The 15,578-nt window shown below is 57.7% G+C and carries 14 protein-coding genes and 2 pseudogenes; 7 read left to right on the forward strand and 9 right to left on the reverse strand.

The features are described from left to right. Nucleotides 1-9 precede the first annotated feature (9 nt). Nucleotides 10-1,569, forward strand: a complete 1,560-nt coding sequence (locus IVB42_RS19140) for a winged helix-turn-helix domain-containing tetratricopeptide repeat protein (RefSeq protein ID WP_247470959.1) — start codon at nucleotides 10-12, stop codon at nucleotides 1,567-1,569. 378 nt (nucleotides 1,570-1,947) lie between these two features. On the opposite strand, the pseudogene IVB42_RS19145 reads toward IVB42_RS19140, so the two are convergent. Together IVB42_RS19145 and IVB42_RS19150 are read right to left on the reverse strand one after the other, a co-directional pair. Next, nucleotides 1,948-2,984: pseudogene (locus IVB42_RS19145) on the reverse strand (IS110 family transposase). A gap of 314 nt (nucleotides 2,985-3,298) precedes the next feature. Beyond that, nucleotides 3,299-4,861, reverse strand: coding sequence for a winged helix-turn-helix domain-containing protein (locus tag IVB42_RS19150; RefSeq protein ID WP_247470962.1), 1,563 nt, complete (start codon nucleotides 4,859-4,861; stop codon nucleotides 3,299-3,301). A 152-nt stretch (nucleotides 4,862-5,013) separates the two neighbouring features. On the opposite strand from IVB42_RS19150, the gene IVB42_RS19155 reads away from it, so the two are divergent. The 6 genes from IVB42_RS19155 (at nucleotide 5,014) to IVB42_RS19185 (ending at nucleotide 10,890) form a co-directional block, all read left to right on the forward strand. Continuing rightward, complete coding sequence (locus IVB42_RS19155; RefSeq protein ID WP_247470966.1) at nucleotides 5,014-5,253, forward strand: DUF1127 domain-containing protein; 240 nt, start codon at nucleotides 5,014-5,016, stop codon at nucleotides 5,251-5,253. A gap of 483 nt (nucleotides 5,254-5,736) precedes the next feature. Beyond that, on the forward strand, nucleotides 5,737-6,762 hold the full coding sequence (locus IVB42_RS19160; RefSeq protein WP_247470968.1) for an ABC transporter substrate-binding protein: 1,026 nt from the start codon (nucleotides 5,737-5,739) through the stop codon (nucleotides 6,760-6,762). 30 nt (nucleotides 6,763-6,792) lie between these two features. Then, a complete protein-coding gene (locus IVB42_RS19165; RefSeq protein WP_247470971.1) occupies nucleotides 6,793-7,806 on the forward strand; it encodes an ABC transporter substrate-binding protein in 1,014 nt (337 codons plus the stop codon). Then, entirely contained in the window at nucleotides 7,790-9,385 is a 1,596-nt protein-coding gene (locus IVB42_RS19170) for an ATP-binding protein (RefSeq protein ID WP_247470973.1), read from the forward strand. Before IVB42_RS19165 ends, IVB42_RS19170 begins: the two co-directional genes overlap by 17 nt. After that, on the forward strand, nucleotides 9,382-9,747 hold the full coding sequence (locus tag IVB42_RS19175; RefSeq protein WP_085394089.1) for a response regulator: 366 nt from the start codon (nucleotides 9,382-9,384) through the stop codon (nucleotides 9,745-9,747). The genes IVB42_RS19170 and IVB42_RS19175 overlap by 4 nt, the downstream gene beginning before the upstream one ends. Nucleotides 9,748-9,804: 57 nt before the next feature. After that, complete coding sequence (locus IVB42_RS19185; protein WP_274535508.1) at nucleotides 9,805-10,890, forward strand: response regulator; 1,086 nt, start codon at nucleotides 9,805-9,807, stop codon at nucleotides 10,888-10,890. A gap of 554 nt (nucleotides 10,891-11,444) precedes the next feature. On the opposite strand, the gene IVB42_RS19190 is transcribed toward IVB42_RS19185, so the two are convergent. From IVB42_RS19190 to IVB42_RS19220, 7 genes and pseudogenes are all read right to left on the reverse strand, one after another. Further along, nucleotides 11,445-11,657 (reverse strand): hypothetical protein, encoded by a 213-nt coding sequence (locus IVB42_RS19190; protein ID WP_247470975.1) that lies wholly within the window; start codon nucleotides 11,655-11,657, stop codon nucleotides 11,445-11,447. Between the two features lie 181 nt (nucleotides 11,658-11,838). Beyond that, nucleotides 11,839-12,006 carry a hypothetical protein gene (locus IVB42_RS19195; RefSeq protein ID WP_247470977.1) on the reverse strand — a complete coding sequence of 56 codons (168 nt, stop codon included), beginning with the start codon at nucleotides 12,004-12,006 and terminating at the stop codon, nucleotides 11,839-11,841. Between the two features lie 387 nt (nucleotides 12,007-12,393). Next, nucleotides 12,394-13,068 (reverse strand): NYN domain-containing protein, encoded by a 675-nt coding sequence (locus tag IVB42_RS19200; RefSeq protein ID WP_247470980.1) that lies wholly within the window; start codon nucleotides 13,066-13,068, stop codon nucleotides 12,394-12,396. A 250-nt stretch (nucleotides 13,069-13,318) separates the two neighbouring features. After that, nucleotides 13,319-13,624: pseudogene (locus IVB42_RS19205) on the reverse strand (transposase); the annotation flags it as partial. An 18-nt stretch (nucleotides 13,625-13,642) separates the two neighbouring features. Beyond that, complete coding sequence (locus IVB42_RS19210; RefSeq protein ID WP_247470982.1) at nucleotides 13,643-14,227, reverse strand: DUF1349 domain-containing protein; 585 nt, start codon at nucleotides 14,225-14,227, stop codon at nucleotides 13,643-13,645. A gap of 304 nt (nucleotides 14,228-14,531) precedes the next feature. Beyond that, nucleotides 14,532-14,696: a hypothetical protein gene (locus tag IVB42_RS19215; RefSeq protein ID WP_247470985.1), complete on the reverse strand. Its 165-nt coding sequence runs from the start codon at nucleotides 14,694-14,696 to the stop codon at nucleotides 14,532-14,534. Beyond that, nucleotides 14,693-15,052 (reverse strand): hypothetical protein, encoded by a 360-nt coding sequence (locus IVB42_RS19220; protein ID WP_247470987.1) that lies wholly within the window; start codon nucleotides 15,050-15,052, stop codon nucleotides 14,693-14,695. The genes IVB42_RS19215 and IVB42_RS19220 overlap by 4 nt, the downstream gene beginning before the upstream one ends. Between the last annotated feature and the right edge of the window lie 526 nt (nucleotides 15,053-15,578).

Consider the following 15,578-nt stretch of genomic DNA (forward strand, 5'->3'; position numbering starts at 1 on the left):
GTCGGCATCTTGCGCTATCTCTTCGAGAATTTCGCATTCGACACCGACCGGCGCGAACTGCATCGCGAGGCAGACGTCGTTTCCATCGCGCCCCAGGTATTTGACCTGATCGATTACCTGATCCGCAACAGGGAGCGAGTTGTCACCAAGGATGACCTCATCAAAGCCATTTGGAATGGCCGCAGCGTATCCGACGCGGCGCTGACGACTCGCCTGAATGCCGCGCGGAGCGCAATTGGCGACACCGGGGAGGAGCAGCGCCTGATCAAGACGTTGCCGCGCAAGGGATTCCGTTTCGTCGGACAGGTGCGGGAGGCGCAGCAATCGGCAGGCGCAGCAGTTGCAGACAACCAGGTAGAACTTCAAAAATCCGACCTTGCGCTCCCCGACAAACCCTCCATCGCAGTGCTGCCGTTTGAGAACATGAGCCGCGATCCCGAGCAGGAATATTTCGCCGACGGCATGGTGGAAGAAATCATCACTGCGCTGTCGCGCTTTAAGTCTCTGTTCGTCATAGCACGTCACTCGAGTTTCACCTTCAAGGGCAAAGCCTTCGATATCAAGGAGGTCGGGCGAAGGCTCGGCGTGCGCTATGTCCTCGAGGGGTCTGTGCGCAAGGTCTCGGCCAGGGTTCGCATCTCAGGGCAGTTGATCGATGCGGTGACAGGCGGGCATCTGTGGGCGGACAGATTCGAGCGTGATCTGACGGACATTTTCGCTCTCCAGGACGAAGTAACACTCGCCGTTGTCTCGGCTGTTCAGCCAAAGATGCTTCAAACAGAAATTGCAATGGCGACGCGACGGCGATCAGAGAACCTCACTGCCTATGACGTTTTTCTCCGAGCCATGCACCAGTATCACCAGACGACCCGCGAAAGTTTGGCCGAGGCGATCAAGCAGGCCCATCACGCTCTGGAGCTAGACCCGAGATTCGGCTCTGCGGCGGCTCTGGCAGGTGACTGTCATGCGAGCAACGTCGCTCTAGGCTATTCCAAGGATCCGCAATTCGACTGCAAGGAAGCAGTTCGGCTTGCCCGTTTGGCATTGAGCATCGATGATGGTGATCCGGACACGCTGTCAAGGGTTGCCGTAACCTTGGCGGGCATGGTCGGTGATAGCGATGCCGAGATCGAAATGGCCGACCGGGCCGTCGCGCTCAATCCAAACTCATGGCGCACTTGGAACAACAGAGGCTGGGTCTACATATTGGCGGAGCTTCCAGAGGAAGCGATGCGAAGCTTTGAACGCGCCATTCGCATGAGCCCCGTAGACCCGCTGCTACACATGACGTTTTTTGGCATTGGGAATGCCCTTATGAGGCTTCGCCGCTTTGACGAGGCGATCGTCGTATTTAAGAAAGCCCTTCGTCACAATCCCTTTTTCGTGCCCGCTTACCGCGGCCTCGCGTCCGGCTTCGCCCATCTCGGACGCGACGCTGAGGCGCACGAGGCGGCGGCGCGTGTGCTTGAGATCGATCCCGCCTTTACAATATCGGCGTGGATCGCCCAAGTCCCCAAACACTCAAAGCTGTTTGTTGAAGGTCTTCGGAAAGCGGGGTTGCCCGAATAAGGTTCCAGCGCCGTGCGGACGATGTGATCGAATGACCGCTTCTGCCCTCAGCTGCCTTTCTGTTGCTACGCCTTGAAGTCTGCTCCGGGGGTGCGAGCGGACCAAGGACGTATACGGCCGCTACGACCGCATGTGACCCTGGCTGTTCTCTAATTCCGGGAGTGAGGTCAAGCTCTCCTTGAACATCCTTGCCGGGTCCATGGTTCTCTCCGCGGTAGGGGCGCGCCCTCCGCATGATGGCGTAAGATGACGTTAGCGGATCAATGTGTGAAGCGCGCTTTGCCCTTTCGAGCACCGCAAAGCCAGAGGCGATCTCACCAACGCCAGCGTCCCGGCAGGGACGTTCGCTCCCGCTGTTCGGCGGGAACTCCTTATCCTTTATACAGGCTGATCAGCAGCATCCCTTGATGACCATTTAAATTCGGTACCATCGATCCACATCCGATGCAGAATGACAGCAAGTTTTCGGGCAACCGCAACCTTGGCTTTGCGTAGGCCACTTCGTTTCGCAAGCCGAATACCCCACGCTTGAGTGCTGACCATTTTGCTACGCGTGTCAGCAGCACATTGGCCGCCTCGTAGAGGTAACTTCGCAGCATCTTATCGCCGCATTTCGAGATTCGGCCCGTCCAGTCAATCTCCCCGGATGCGTATCGGCGAGTCGTTAGCCCTGCGTAGGCTCCGACGCTTCGTGACCTCTTGAAGCGAGCGGGGTCATCGATCGTCGCAAGGAAGCAAAGGGCCGTGACCGGGCCGACGCCAGGAGCCGTCATGAACCGTCGCACCTGAGCATTGTTGCGAGCGAGCCGCAGCACCTTGGTCAAGGTCCGCATCTGTTGCTCGGCGGCCTCGCGTGCCTTCAGCAATGGATCGACCGCGGCAAAAAGCTCTGACCGTTCCTCGGCCAACTGCGCGGCGCGCACAGCAAACACATTCATCTTCGCTCGTCCGACGACGAGCCCAAGATTCTTGAGGAGACCCCGGATTTGATTTTCGATATCCCGCTTGATCTTGACGAGCAGAGCTCGACTGACAGGAAGGGCTTTGGTCGCATGACTGTCGAGATCCTTGACGCAAACCTCCTTGTACCAACCACATTGCATCATGCGCGCAATGCCAGCAGCGTCATTTCGGTCGCTCTTATTGATCTGCATCTTCAGAACCGCCTTCGCATGCCTGGCGTCAATGCAGATAACGGGTAACCCGATCTTATTCAGCTCGGTCCACAGCCATGTCGACGTTGCTCCGGTCTCGAGTCCAATCCGAACGACGTGTGACGTGTGCAATTTGATGTACGTCGCGATCGCCTCCGGGTCAGACGTAACCCCCCTTTCGCGCTCGACCTTTCCTGTCCGATCGACGATGCAGATCGAAGTCAGTTTCAGTGACACGTCTAATCCGACATAGTGCTCCATTGCCTCTCTCCATCATTGCAAGGCCCTGGGGTAGGCCTCGTCGAGTCCTGGAGAGCTGATTCCCAGAGCCTGAGTATGGCTCCGAGCCCGGAATTACCCCATGTGTAAAAACTCAACAATCGAGACGCGACGAAGAATGATACTTTTCAATTCGATCCCTAGGTCGCATTCACTTGCGCGTTGAGCCACTAAAACAGTCTTGAACGAATAACTTCGTCTATCACGATTGAGCGTCTTCGCGTCTTCACACAGCCAAACCCAAAGCCGACGTAGGCAGGATCGCGCTAAAGTCGACTTCTGACCCGAAGCGCTCATCACCCCTCCGGCACGCCAGCGAGGCGCAAGCCTTCAGAGATGCGCTCGAGCCCAGCAAGGAAAGCTGGATTATCGCTTTGTTGAGCAGCGACCAAGCGACGAATGGTGAAACCTGAGTTGAGCGCAAGTCCCGTTCTTGCAGCAGTTCGCGCCTCATCGAACGCGCCGCTCAGGCCCAACGCAGCGGCGAGCAACAAATGGGCGAGAGGAAAGTTGCGGTTCGCCTCAGTGCTTCGTCGTAGCCAACTGACGGCTTCGACATCCGAGCCAAGCTGTAGCTTGGCCACGCCCACATAGCACGTCCACTGGTAGGCTTCAACGTCGCGAGGGGAGAGACGTAAAGCCTCGAGTATATGGCCTTCGGTCTCGGCAGCGAGCCCCATATAGAATTTGGCAAAACCAAGGGCAGCATGAGCGTTGGCCCTATTCGACTCCAGCGCCAACGCATGCTCGAATTCACGGCTGCCTTGGGCGGCCCGGTTCGTAAAGATCTGGACCCTGCCCCGAGCCAAGTGGGCCGAAGTATGGTTCGGCCTGATCGACAATGCCCTATTCACCATCGCCTCGGCTGCTGCAAGCCGCGCAGGCCCATCATCCGTCGCAAAGCTGGCTGCAACTGCCGTATCAACATTTGCCAGGCCAATCATTGCTTCGACATTGCCGGGGTCGAACTCTAGAGAGCGTTCGAAGAAGCTCCGCGCTTGCGTTACGCATTCAGGGCTAAACCCCTTCATCAACCAGGCCCGGCCTTGGAAGTACAAATCCATCGCATCGGGGTGCAGCGTACGCTCGGCTCGTCGCGCCTCGGCCGCGATGAGTTGGGCACCTAATGTATTGGCGAGCCTCGATACGATTTCGTCCTGCATGTCGAACAGGTCGACGACAGACTTCTCGAAGCGCTCGGCCCAAAGATGCTGGCCGCTATTAGCATCGATCAACTGCACGTTCATCCGAAGCCGCTTGCCGCTGCGTTGCACTGAACCCTCGAGCACGTAGCGGACCTTTAATTCGCGGCCGACTTGCCGTACATCGACTGCTCTCCCCTTGTATGAGACGGCGCTGTTCCGTGCGAGTACAAATGAACCAGCGATGCGCGACAAGTCTGTGGTCAAACTCTCGGTTACGCCATCCACGAAATAGTCCTGCTCACGATCGCCGCTCAGGTTCGCGAAGGGTAGCACTACGATGGATAGGCGCGGCGGCTTGTCGCCGGTTCGCTCGACTGAGCCAGCCGTCTCATTTGCGAGCCTCTGTGTTTCCTGCACTGTACCTACGAAGCGGAAACCTTTGCGCGGCAATGTTTTTATTAGGCGCTGCTTCTCACCCGTGTCGCCGATTGCGCTCCGAGCGGCGTTCACGCGGGTCGTCAGCGCGGCATCGGAAACGATACGTCCGTTCCAAACGGAGTTGATGACGTCGTCTTTGCTGACGACGCGCTCCCGGTTTCGGATCAGGTAATCAAGCAGATCGAACACCTGAGGTGTGACAACAATCACGTCCGTTGCGCGGTGCAGTTCGCGTCGGTCGGTATCCAATGCGTAGTCCTCAAAGAGATAACGCAAGCTGCCATTCCTTTTCGAGGTCACCTCTGAAGCCCCAAAGGAGCACAAAGAATAAGCTGGCGGTAAGGAGAATGTAAGCCACCTGTTAAGCACGCCGGCGGATGTGCTGGCAGCTTTAGCGTGGTGAAACAGCCCACCTTGGACACACCGCGATGAGCACGATCCACGAGACCACTGAGTTCGAACCGGCAACCGCAAGGCGGCAGTATCACAGCCCCCTCGAAGCATATTGGGATGCGTTTTGCGAGTGGCGCAAACGCGAGAGACTGCGAACGCAGCTGTGTTGCCTGACGGACAGCGAGTTGATGGACATCGGCATTACGCGTGGTGAGATCGACTACGTCGCCACAAATCGCGCTATCGACCCGCGAGGCGCCGTCCTCTCGCCGTGAACAAGCCCAAGCACTACGGTGGCGAGTGGACATTCGATCATCCCGTGAAAGGCTTTCTCCGCTACGAGCAAGTGAGCTTCGCGCTGGCCGGCGATTCCGATTTGAAGCTGACAATACTGATTCGGAGATAGGGGGGTCGCTTAGGATCGACTTCGGTCGAGTGGCCGTTGCCGATTAAACGATCGCTTCTGGCCCGCTGCCGACCTTCGCATGAAGAGCCACGATGTCTGCCTTCAGGAGAAAAGCCGACCCAGGTTCAAGTCGGTTCGGAAGTCGGCCTGTGATCCTAAGCCGACCACGGGGACCCAAGAAAGCTAAATTAGTTCGGCCGAGGATTGTCTGGAATTGCAGACACGTCAGGTACTCGGTCATATCCGACCTAGCGCAGCGGTGATATGTTTATCGAGAGCGGGGCCTTTTCCCGCAATCACGCGGCCTGACGTTCGGCCCCCGAAGCAACCCTAAGGTTTCGAGGAGGTCCCGATGCATACAAACCGTCGCGACTTGCTGTTGGCGGGATGTTGCGCCGCCTCCACTCCGCTGCTTTGGAGCATTACCACTCGGCTCAGGGCCGAAGAGCCCGATCCGCCGCCAGAAACCACCACGATCCGCCTCGCAAAGAGCCCGAGTATCTGCATCGCGCCCGTGTACGTAGTAAGCGACCTGCTGAATGCCGAGGGATTTACAAATGTAGTTCACGTCGAAACCGGGTTCGTTGGTAGCGGCGCTGCACAAGACAAAGCTATCTGGAAAAACAGCGATGTCGACTTCAATCTGAATTTCTCTGGGCCACTTCTTCTCGAGATCGACCGAGGCTTGAGCACTACCATTCTGGCCGGGGTTCACGTCGGCTGCTTCGAGCTCTTCGCCAGGGAGGGCATACGCAGCGTCGCCGACCTGAAGGGGCGGACCGTCGGCATCCAATCGCTTGAATCGCCCCCCCATGTATTTCTGAGCGCGATGGCGACACTTGTTGGGCTCGATCCCGCTAAGGATATCGAGTGGGTGACGAGCGCGAAGGTCAGACCTATCGAATTGTTTGCGGAGGGCAAGATCGATGCCTTCCTTGGATTTCCCCCAGAACCTCAACGTTTGCGTGCGCAGAGCATCGGTCGCGTCATCGTCAACAGCGCACAGGATCGGCCATGGTCGCAGTACTTTTGTTGTATGTTGGCGGGCAATCGCGAATTCGTTCGAAAGAATCCTATCGCCACCAAGCGCGTGGTGCGCGCCATGCTCCGGGCCACGGATTTGTGCGTGAGCGCGCCGGCCCTCGTTGCACAGCGCATCGTGGATAGGGGTTTCGCGCCTCGCCTTGACTACGCGGCTCAGACTCTTGCGGATGTGCCGTACAATCGCTGGCGCGAGTACGATCCTGAGGACACAATCCGCTTTTACGCGCTTCGCCTGCGCGAAGCTGGGATGATTAAATCGAGCCCGGCGAAACTTATCGCGGATGGAGCTGACTGGGGGTTCCTTAACGCGGTTCGACCTGAACTGGGAGGCTGATTGATCTAAAGCGTTTTCGAGGAGGTCCCGATGAATACGAACCGTCGCGACTTGCTGTTGGCTGGGGCGTGTGCCGCTACCACTGCCCTGTTTGGGATCGCGGCGGCGCGCCTGAAAGCCGAAGAGTCCACTCTGCCGCCAGAGACCCCGACAATCCGTCTTGCGAAGAACGCGAGCATTTGTATCGCTCCGCAGTACGTGGTGAGCGAGCTCTTGAATGCCGAGGGCTTTACAAACGTCGTTTACGTCGAATCTGACGCCGGCGTGGAGCAAACCAGAGCAATCGCGAAGGGCGACATAGATTTCACCCTGCATTTCTCTGGCCCGCTTCTTCTTGAGATCGATCGAGGCGCGAGCATTACTGTTGTGGCTGGGGTTCATGTCGGCTGCTTCGAGCTGTTCGCCAGGGAAGGCATACGCAGCGTTGCCGACCTGAAGGGGCGAACCGTCGGCCAGCAGGGGGTTGGCAGTAGCCCGCACGTTTTCATCAGCGCGATGGCGACGCTTGTCGGACTTGATCCCGCCAAGGATATCGAGTGGGTGACCAGTGCATCGGTCAAACCGATGGAGTTATTTGCTGAGGGTAAGATTGACGCGTTCCTTGGCTTCCCTCCGGAGCCACAGCGTCTGCGTGCCAAGAACATCGGGCACGTAATCGTCAACAGTGCGCAGGATCGCCCATGGTCGCAGTACTTTTGCTGCATGTTGGCGGGGAATCGGGAGTTTGTCAGAAAGAATCCCATCGCCACCAAACGTGTAGTTCGCGCGATGCTTCGTGCGACGGATTTGTGCGTAAGCGCGCCGGCCCTCGTTGCGCAGCGAATGGTTGATGGGGGTTTCACGCCTCGCCACGACTATGCGGCTCAGACGCTTGCGGATGTGCCGTACAACCGCTGGCGCGAGTTTGATCCCGAAGACACAATCCGCTTCTACGCTCTTCGCCTGCGCGAAGCGAGGATGCTGAAATCGAACCCTACAAAGATTATCGCGGACGCAGCCGACTGGCGGTTCCTGAACGAGGTTCGACGTGAACTTGGAAGCTGATTCGACCTCGTTTCTTGGTCAGCGCCCGTTCCCTGCAACGTCGCGAGGAAGTGGCGACGAGACGTCAGCGAAGAGCGGGCTTCTCGGGTTTGAGCTGCGCCCCTCGTTGCGCACGAAACTGCTGATGGCCTTCTTCGTCATCGAAATGCTCTTGGTCTCGGTTGGGCTAATCGGCCTCCTTTCGCTCCGCGAAGCGGACCAGCGGGCGAACCAGGTTGTTGGCCTACAGCAGAAGATCGAGGCATATCGGCAGATGCAGCACAATACGCTTCGACAACTTTATGGCGTATCCACAGCGCTCGCCTTTCCGAACGAAACGACATTGGCAGTTGTGCTGCGGCAGATCAACCAGTTTGGGTACGACCTTGACCGTGTCTCGTTCGTCGCAAAGGACGAGGTGGCGCTGCTCAACCAGGTGCGCGAAGAATATGCGCGCTTTATTGCGGTCGTTTCACACATCGTCGATCTCATCCGCGGCGGGCGAGGGGCTGAGGCCAAACAGAGCGAACTCGCGGAGCTCGGGCCTCTCGCGGACAAGCTCGAACGACTGACCAATCAATTGGTCAACCGGGCTGAAGCGGACATGGTGGCCGGCATAGATGCGAGCCGACAAACCTACACCAAATCTCAGATACTTGTCGCTGCGGTCGCGCTCGCAAGCTTCGTGCTTACGCTGGTCCTGGGACATGCGATCTCCCGGTCTGTGATCGAACCAGTGCGCATCATTCATGACGGACTGAATCGGATAGCCGCTGGCGATTTCGCCCAGCGTATCGAGCTTCCCAATCGGGACGAACTCGGGGAGCTTGCGGCGCACGTCAATTCGACCTGCGAAGAGCTGCAGCAGCTCTACCGAAGTCTTGAGGAGGCCAGCCGTCACAAATCGCAATTCCTCGCAAACATGAGTCATGAGTTGCGGACGCCACTGAACGCAGTACTCGGCTTTTCAGAGCTCATGCTCGATGGCATATACGGCAATCCTCCGGAGAAAATGCGATCCGCCGTCGAACGCATCCAACGAAACGGCAGACATCTGCTCGGGCTCATCAACGATGTCCTCGATCTCTCCAAGATTGAAGCCGGACAGCTTCGACTTTCTCTGACCGATTACTCGGTAGAGGAATTGATAAACGTTGTTCATACCTCCGTTGAGTCTCTCGCCGCGGAGAAGAAACTAAGTTTGAGAATTGCTGTTCCGCCTGGCTTGCCGCCGGCGCGAGGAGACGAACGCAGGCTTGCTCAGGCCCTGTTCAATCTCGTTGGTAACGCGATCAAATTCACAGACGCGGGAGAGGTCCGGATAGAAGTGGAAACGAGGGGAGATTCCTACGTCTTTTCCGTTCAGGACACGGGACCGGGCATCGACTCAGTCGACCAGGTCAGAATCTTCCAGGAATTCCAGCAGGTGGATAACTCGATCACCAAGACGAAAGGAGGCGCGGGATTGGGGCTCGCCATCGTAAAGCGCATTGTGGAGATGCATGGTGGTCGAATCTGGATAGAATCCCGCCTCGGCCACGGGGCGAGATTCTCTTTTCTGGTGCCGGCTCGGCTCGAGCAGCAGGCGATGCAGACATGAGCAAGCGCGTACTGGTGGTCGAGGATCAGGAGGACAATCGGCAGATTCTGCGCGATCTGCTTACAAGCGTCGGTTACGAAATGATCGAGGCGCACGACGGCGAAGGAGCGCTCGTGGCGGCGCGAACCCAAAGCCCGGACCTGATCCTTATGGATATCCAACTGCCTATTCTTGACGGATACGAGGCGACACGGCGCATAAAAGCGCAGTCAGATCTCCGCCATATTCCAATCATCGTCGTTACCTCCTATGCGCTTGGCGGCGATGAAGAAAAGGCACGCGCGGCAGGCTGCGATGCCTATGTCGCAAAGCCCTACAGCGCAAGAAAGCTACTTGAGACGATCAATCGATACCTGACATGAAGTTCCAGCGCATGCTGACGTGGAGCAGAGATGCATGTCCCACCCCGAATCTTGATCGTGGATGACAACGAAACGAACCGCTGCCTTCTTACAGCTCGCCTCGACGCCGAGGGTTATCAGACCATGGAGGCTGAAAACGGCGAGAGGGCGCTCGCGGTCGTGCGCGAAGTCGCGCCGGACGTTGTCCTCCTCGACGTCATGATGCCGAAGATCGATGGCTTTGAGGTCTGCCGGCGACTGAAGGTCGATACGACGCTTGGATTTGTTCCAATCATCATGGTGACGGCGCGAACCGACTCACAGGATGTCGTCACTGGACTTAACGCGGGTGCCGACGAATATCTGACCAAGCCAGTCGACCATGCCGCTCTCGTTGCGCGTGTTCGTTCCATGTTACGCATTAAGGAGTTACATGACCGAGTTGAAGCTCAGGCGATCGAACTCGCCGCGTGGAATAGAACGCTCGAGCAGCGTGTTGCGGAGCAGGTTGTGCAAATTGAACGGGTCAGCCGTCTAAAGCGCTTTCTCTCGCCGCAGATAGCGGAATTGATTCTTTCTTCATCGACATATGAGCCGTTAGCGAGCCACCGCAGACAGGTGACAATAGTCTTCGGTGACCTTCGAGGTTTCACGGCGTTCGCAGAGATTGCCGAGCCCGAAGAGGTGATGGCGGTGATGCAGGAATATCATGCCACCTTAGGCTCCCTTGTCCACGAGTTTGAAGGCACGTTGGAGAGGTTCCTGGGCGACGGAATCATGGTGATTTTCGGCGATCCGATTCCTTGTACAGATCCATGCAAGCGAGCTGTCCAAATGGCTATCGCGATGCGAAGCCGCCTGTTGGAATTATCGAATAAATGGCGGCGTGCAAGACACGAACTTGGTTTTGGAGTCGGCATTGCATTTGGATATGCGACCCTCGGACCTATCGGCTTTGAGGGTCGTTCTGAGTACAGCGCGATCGGAACCGTGGTAAATCTGGCTGCCCGTCTTTGCGCAGAGGCGCGCGACAGTCAGATTCTCGTCGATAGCAAGGTACGGGAAGCGCTTGACGCGAGGGTGACCGCTGAGCCCGTGGGTGAACTGACGCTCAAGGGGTTGCATCGTCCGATAGCGGCATACAACGTCCTTGAGATGACTTAGTCCGCTCGAATCGGCCCGGCTAGAGGTCCGGCTCTTGTCCCGCCGACCAGAGTTGATCCCGCTAACTACCTGAAAGGGCTACGCCCCCTGAGCTTCTTTGACCCGCGCGAAAGCGATCGAACGGATCAGCTTGGTCAGCTTGTGGCCCGTCGCCGACCTTCGCTACAGGGCCGCTATGTCTGCCTTGAGGAGATAAGCCGACCCAGAATGGTATCGGCTTTATGAGCTGCCCGAACCGGAACGTAATAAGCCATGGAAGTTTAAGCATCTGACCGTCAACCATGTCTATTGGCCGCTGGCTAACAGCAAGGGGCACATTCTGGAGCTTACGAGGGCTCAGCGCGCGAACAACGGCAACGAACGAAAAAAGCGCCTGCACCAGTTTCTTTCAGATATCGGCGTCAAGGCGCTGCGCCAACATCTCGGCCAACTACTCGGCATCGCTCAGGTATCGAAAAGTGAGGCAGAGTACGAGGGCCACGTCAGAAGAATTTTCGGCCCGCAATATGAAATGGATCTATGAAAGAGGCCGCCAACTGAGGCGGCCTTCAATCTCACTGGGCTACGGTGTCGCCCTTGGGAGGCCGAAGGCCCGGCGAATTGAGCCAATCATCCATATGTGCGGCCGCTTCAATCTGGCGGGCCTTTTTCAAGCCGGCGTCGCGAAGTGCGCCACCGACCAGCTTCGCCTCTTCACGCAGGTTTTGAGCCTCTTCCAGAAGGCGTTCTTTCAGCGGTTTTGTTTGCTTGATGAGACGTCGCCTCATGGTGCGGTCCTTTCCATCGGAAGAAGGCGGGAGCGCGTGATGGCGATCTCATCACAGATGTAAGCCGAGGTCCGGACTGTGACGGAAGTAATCATCGTCCGTAAGATTGCGGGTGGCGAGTCCTTTATTTCGTTCCTTTCGCGGAACTCATTGGGAATGGCTCAAGTACGCCTTCCTCTAATTAGTCGGGGTTCGGCCGCGAAATCTGCCATTCAATTTCAGCGAAGGCGATCTGTACCTTCTTCCTGATGTCCCGATTGAGCGCCCGGAGGCGAACACTTTCCTGAATGGCCTGATCGGCGCGTTCTAGCAGTTTCCGAGCTTCAAAGCTGGTGCTGTCGCTGGTCATGCGTCGCTCCCTTGTATAGGCGGGAGCGCGCGATCTCTCAGCCACCGACGCCTCGAAATCGTGGCCGGTGATACAAGTAAACTACCCCAAGTCGCTTAAGTTCAAAAGTGAACAAACCAAATCAGGCCACGGCCAAAATCAAACTAGGCCACTGAGGTCGGAAACAGGCCAGTACCGGGCAGCGGGTACTGGCCGAAATAGGCCACTCTGAAAATCAAAGCAGACCACCAAGCAAAAGCCCGGCAGTCCTGAGACCACCGAGCGGAACGCAAAATACAATTAAGGAAAGCCAATGTGGGGCGATCATGCCGAGATCCTCCCACAGCGTCTGTCCAATAGTGAACAATCGGTTAACCGGGGGCCACTCGGGATTTCAAAGTAGGCCACTCAGGCTTTGGCTTTGGCCCGCTGCTCTTTCGGAGACAACCACCCAGCAGGAGGCTGATAACTTTGCGGCCGCCTGAACACTATTCGTTCTGGCACGTCCGCCATCTGCACTCCGGGCAAGAGGCAATCTTCGATAAAGCTCACCGGAATTTTTAGTTTGTGCGGAGTGTGGGCCGGGGATATGGCCTTACTAATTTCCATTCCGGGGGGCGCAACGGAAACCAATTTTTTGGCTGGGAATCGGAATTTAAACATCCGCGCGACCGCACCCTGATCGGAATCCGAGGTGAGAAGGTAGGCGGTATCGAACAAGTCTTGATATGCATCGTCGATCAGGTGGACCGCGATATTTACGTCGGTCTCTTTTTCTTGCGGCTTATCCCAAACGTGGTTGCATTCGTGGCAATCAACCTGGTCCGTGATGAAGTGACCTTTGTGAATCTCCACGCCATTGAATTCCAAAGCCGTTATATATTCGGCGTGGCGCGCGACCTTTGATTGGTCGCCCTTCTTAATGGCTGTGCAATACCGAACGAGGTAGAGTTCTTCTGCAGGATCTAGCAGGAGCCGCCGACCTAGGGCCCAAAGATTTAGCCACTTCAGATGGGGCTGACCCAGTTTATCCAACGCATGATAAAGGTTGAATCCGTCGATATAGAGGGCGGCGCGTGTCATCTACACACCCCTAAAACGCGAAACCCCGCCGACCGGGGCCGACGGGGGGCTAGCAGTCTCCTGCTTCGCGATTACGGGTGTGTTTATGGGGGATAACTGAGGCGATGTCAACAATTTTTGCGTCTTAACTGTCTGGTAAGACATTGAATTTGCGAGCGAGTTTTGCATTAGAAATTTGTAATATCCGGAACTTCCTCCCTGTATCTTTATTCCCACACCCAGCTATTAGCAACTATCGCTGCGTGATATCTCAGATTTTACCACCTTCGATTACTAGGAACTTCCGGCGCCGGTCCGGAGGTGTCTCGGTGGGCATGGCGGGGGCCACCGCAAGCGCGGCATCCACAAGCTGAGCAATGCTCCACGGCCGCTCAACAAGCCCTAGCGCCTTCGCTGGCGTCGTGCGCAGGACTTCGTGAATCCGGCAAAGATTGTAGTGCTCGACATATAGCGCGACGGCTGCAACGTGGTTGTCTAGCTTCTTGCTAAAGCCGTTGGTGAGCCGGGTGAACCGACGCGAGGCCATGCGGAGCGAAAGGTTCTGGCGCTCAACGTAGCCCCTCGCCAAACCTCCTCATTCCAGATCGTGAAGGTCCTTGCCGAGCGGCGTTGTCATCCTAAATTCCGAAAACGCCACCTCCAGCCCGGCCCGCTCCGGCGTGCAGGCCATCGGTCCAACAAGAAACGAGGTGTTCTTGGAGAACGGCGCAAGCCTCATGAGAGGCCAAACCTTGCCATCCTCCGAAACTTGCACACGAAGAACGCCATGTGCAACGGTTATCCGCAATCGGAAGTCACGTGGGTCGTGCTCGTAGGGGGCGGTTGCCCAGTCCGACCGCCCATCGGTCAATACGCTCGAAAGCATGGCGCGTCCGTCCGCAAATTCGATCCCGGCCTTAAGCCAGCGATTCGCGTCTACGCGCACCATGAGGCCGGCTTGATCGTAGAGCGCTTGAAAATTACCTCGGACGCGCAATTCGGCCGTGAAGGCATCCCCCGTTCGGAACCCCAGAAAATGTCCGTTGTCGCGGATAAAACCGTAATGAGTCTCGCGCCAGAAGTCAGTGGCATTGTCAGTGACCATTTCAAGGCTGTTGCCCTTCCTGGTCCATTGTTTCGGCTCATTCAGCCAAATACCGTCAGATCTGCCAAGTGTCATTTTTCGCCTCGATGCGAGCATGCGGCGCCGATGAGTACACATTCTGGCTTCACGGCTTCCGGGGCGGCTTTCCCGCCCGGTTCCTCACCAGCGGGCGCATGAGGTCGATGCTGGTGATGCTGTTTTCAAATCCCGGCGGCAGCGGCATCTCGTCGGGCGCGGCATCGTTGCAGGCCGGGCAGGGGTCGCCGGCGCCGCCGCAGCCGCAGCCGCAGGCCTTTGGCCCGTCCCAGGGCGGTTGGGATGGTTCTCGCAACCCCAGCGGGTGCCGTCACAGCGTGCACATGCCACGTCCGGTCCTCCGTCAATGCGCCGTGGGCTCTTCCTCGATCTCCTGCCCATGCAGATGGTCGAGCACATTGCCGAGGTCGCGCATGTCCAGCATCTTGCCGCAGATCGTGCAGCGGATGAAGTGGTCGCGCTCGCTTTGCGGCGCAGGGCCTTCCAGCTTGCCTTCTCGGAAAATCATGCTGCGCCCCGCAGTGGCAGCGCGAGCTGTACATCGAAGCGCCTGGTGCCGCTGCCGGCGATGAAGTCCTGCAGGGCGGACGAGATGTCGTCATTACTATCGACCACGCGCTGCGCCAGCGCGTCTGCGACGTCGGAGGTCGCGTCGCGCGACCAACCTTCGCTCGCATTGAAGCACACGATCCGGACCGCGACGTACTGGCCGGAGAGGAGGCCTTGCAACACGGTTTCGAGATCGCTGTCCGCTTCATCCGTCTCGCGCCATGCGCAGCCGGCACGCGCGCCGAAGTCTTCAAGTACGAGGTAGATGTCGCGGTCGAGACGATCAGCCGGCACGATCGAGGGCGAGGAACGCATACGCTTACTCCGACTAGACCGGCGGAGAGACGGCCCCAGCTTCAGGGGGGCTCTTGAGGGGGGCCGGGGCCGCTCCGCCGGCTCGGGGCGGTGAGCCGGCGCGGATTCAAGCAAAATATGCCCGGCCGGTTCCTCAGCGCGGCGGAGAAGATCGACTTACGTGAGCCCGAACCCGAGGCCGAGCCCGACGCCCCAATAGCGACATTGCAGCGCGATCGCCGCAATAGGGCGCAATTGTCCGCTCCGGCTCAAACGGCGACATTGGATGACCGGCCCCGAGGTCGCCCTTGGGCTCCCTTCTCATTTAGCTGCGCTGCAGAATTTGGTCGCTATCGAGGCATAGCGGACTCTGGCAAGCCGTGCGCTGGCAGATTTATGGGTTCACGGCTTAGCTTAGGCGAGGAAGATATGGCGCGCTCGGCCGACGTAGAGTGGCATTTCCGCGTCCAGACGGCGGTGCTCTATCCGGTCCGCAAGGTGTGCCCGGCGTGCGGCAGTCGATGGTTGACGCTGCATCTGATGGAAT

The sequence above is a fragment of the Bradyrhizobium sp. 45 genome (assembly GCF_023073155.1).
GTDB classification, from domain to species: Bacteria; Pseudomonadota; Alphaproteobacteria; order Rhizobiales; family Xanthobacteraceae; genus Bradyrhizobium; species Bradyrhizobium canariense_D.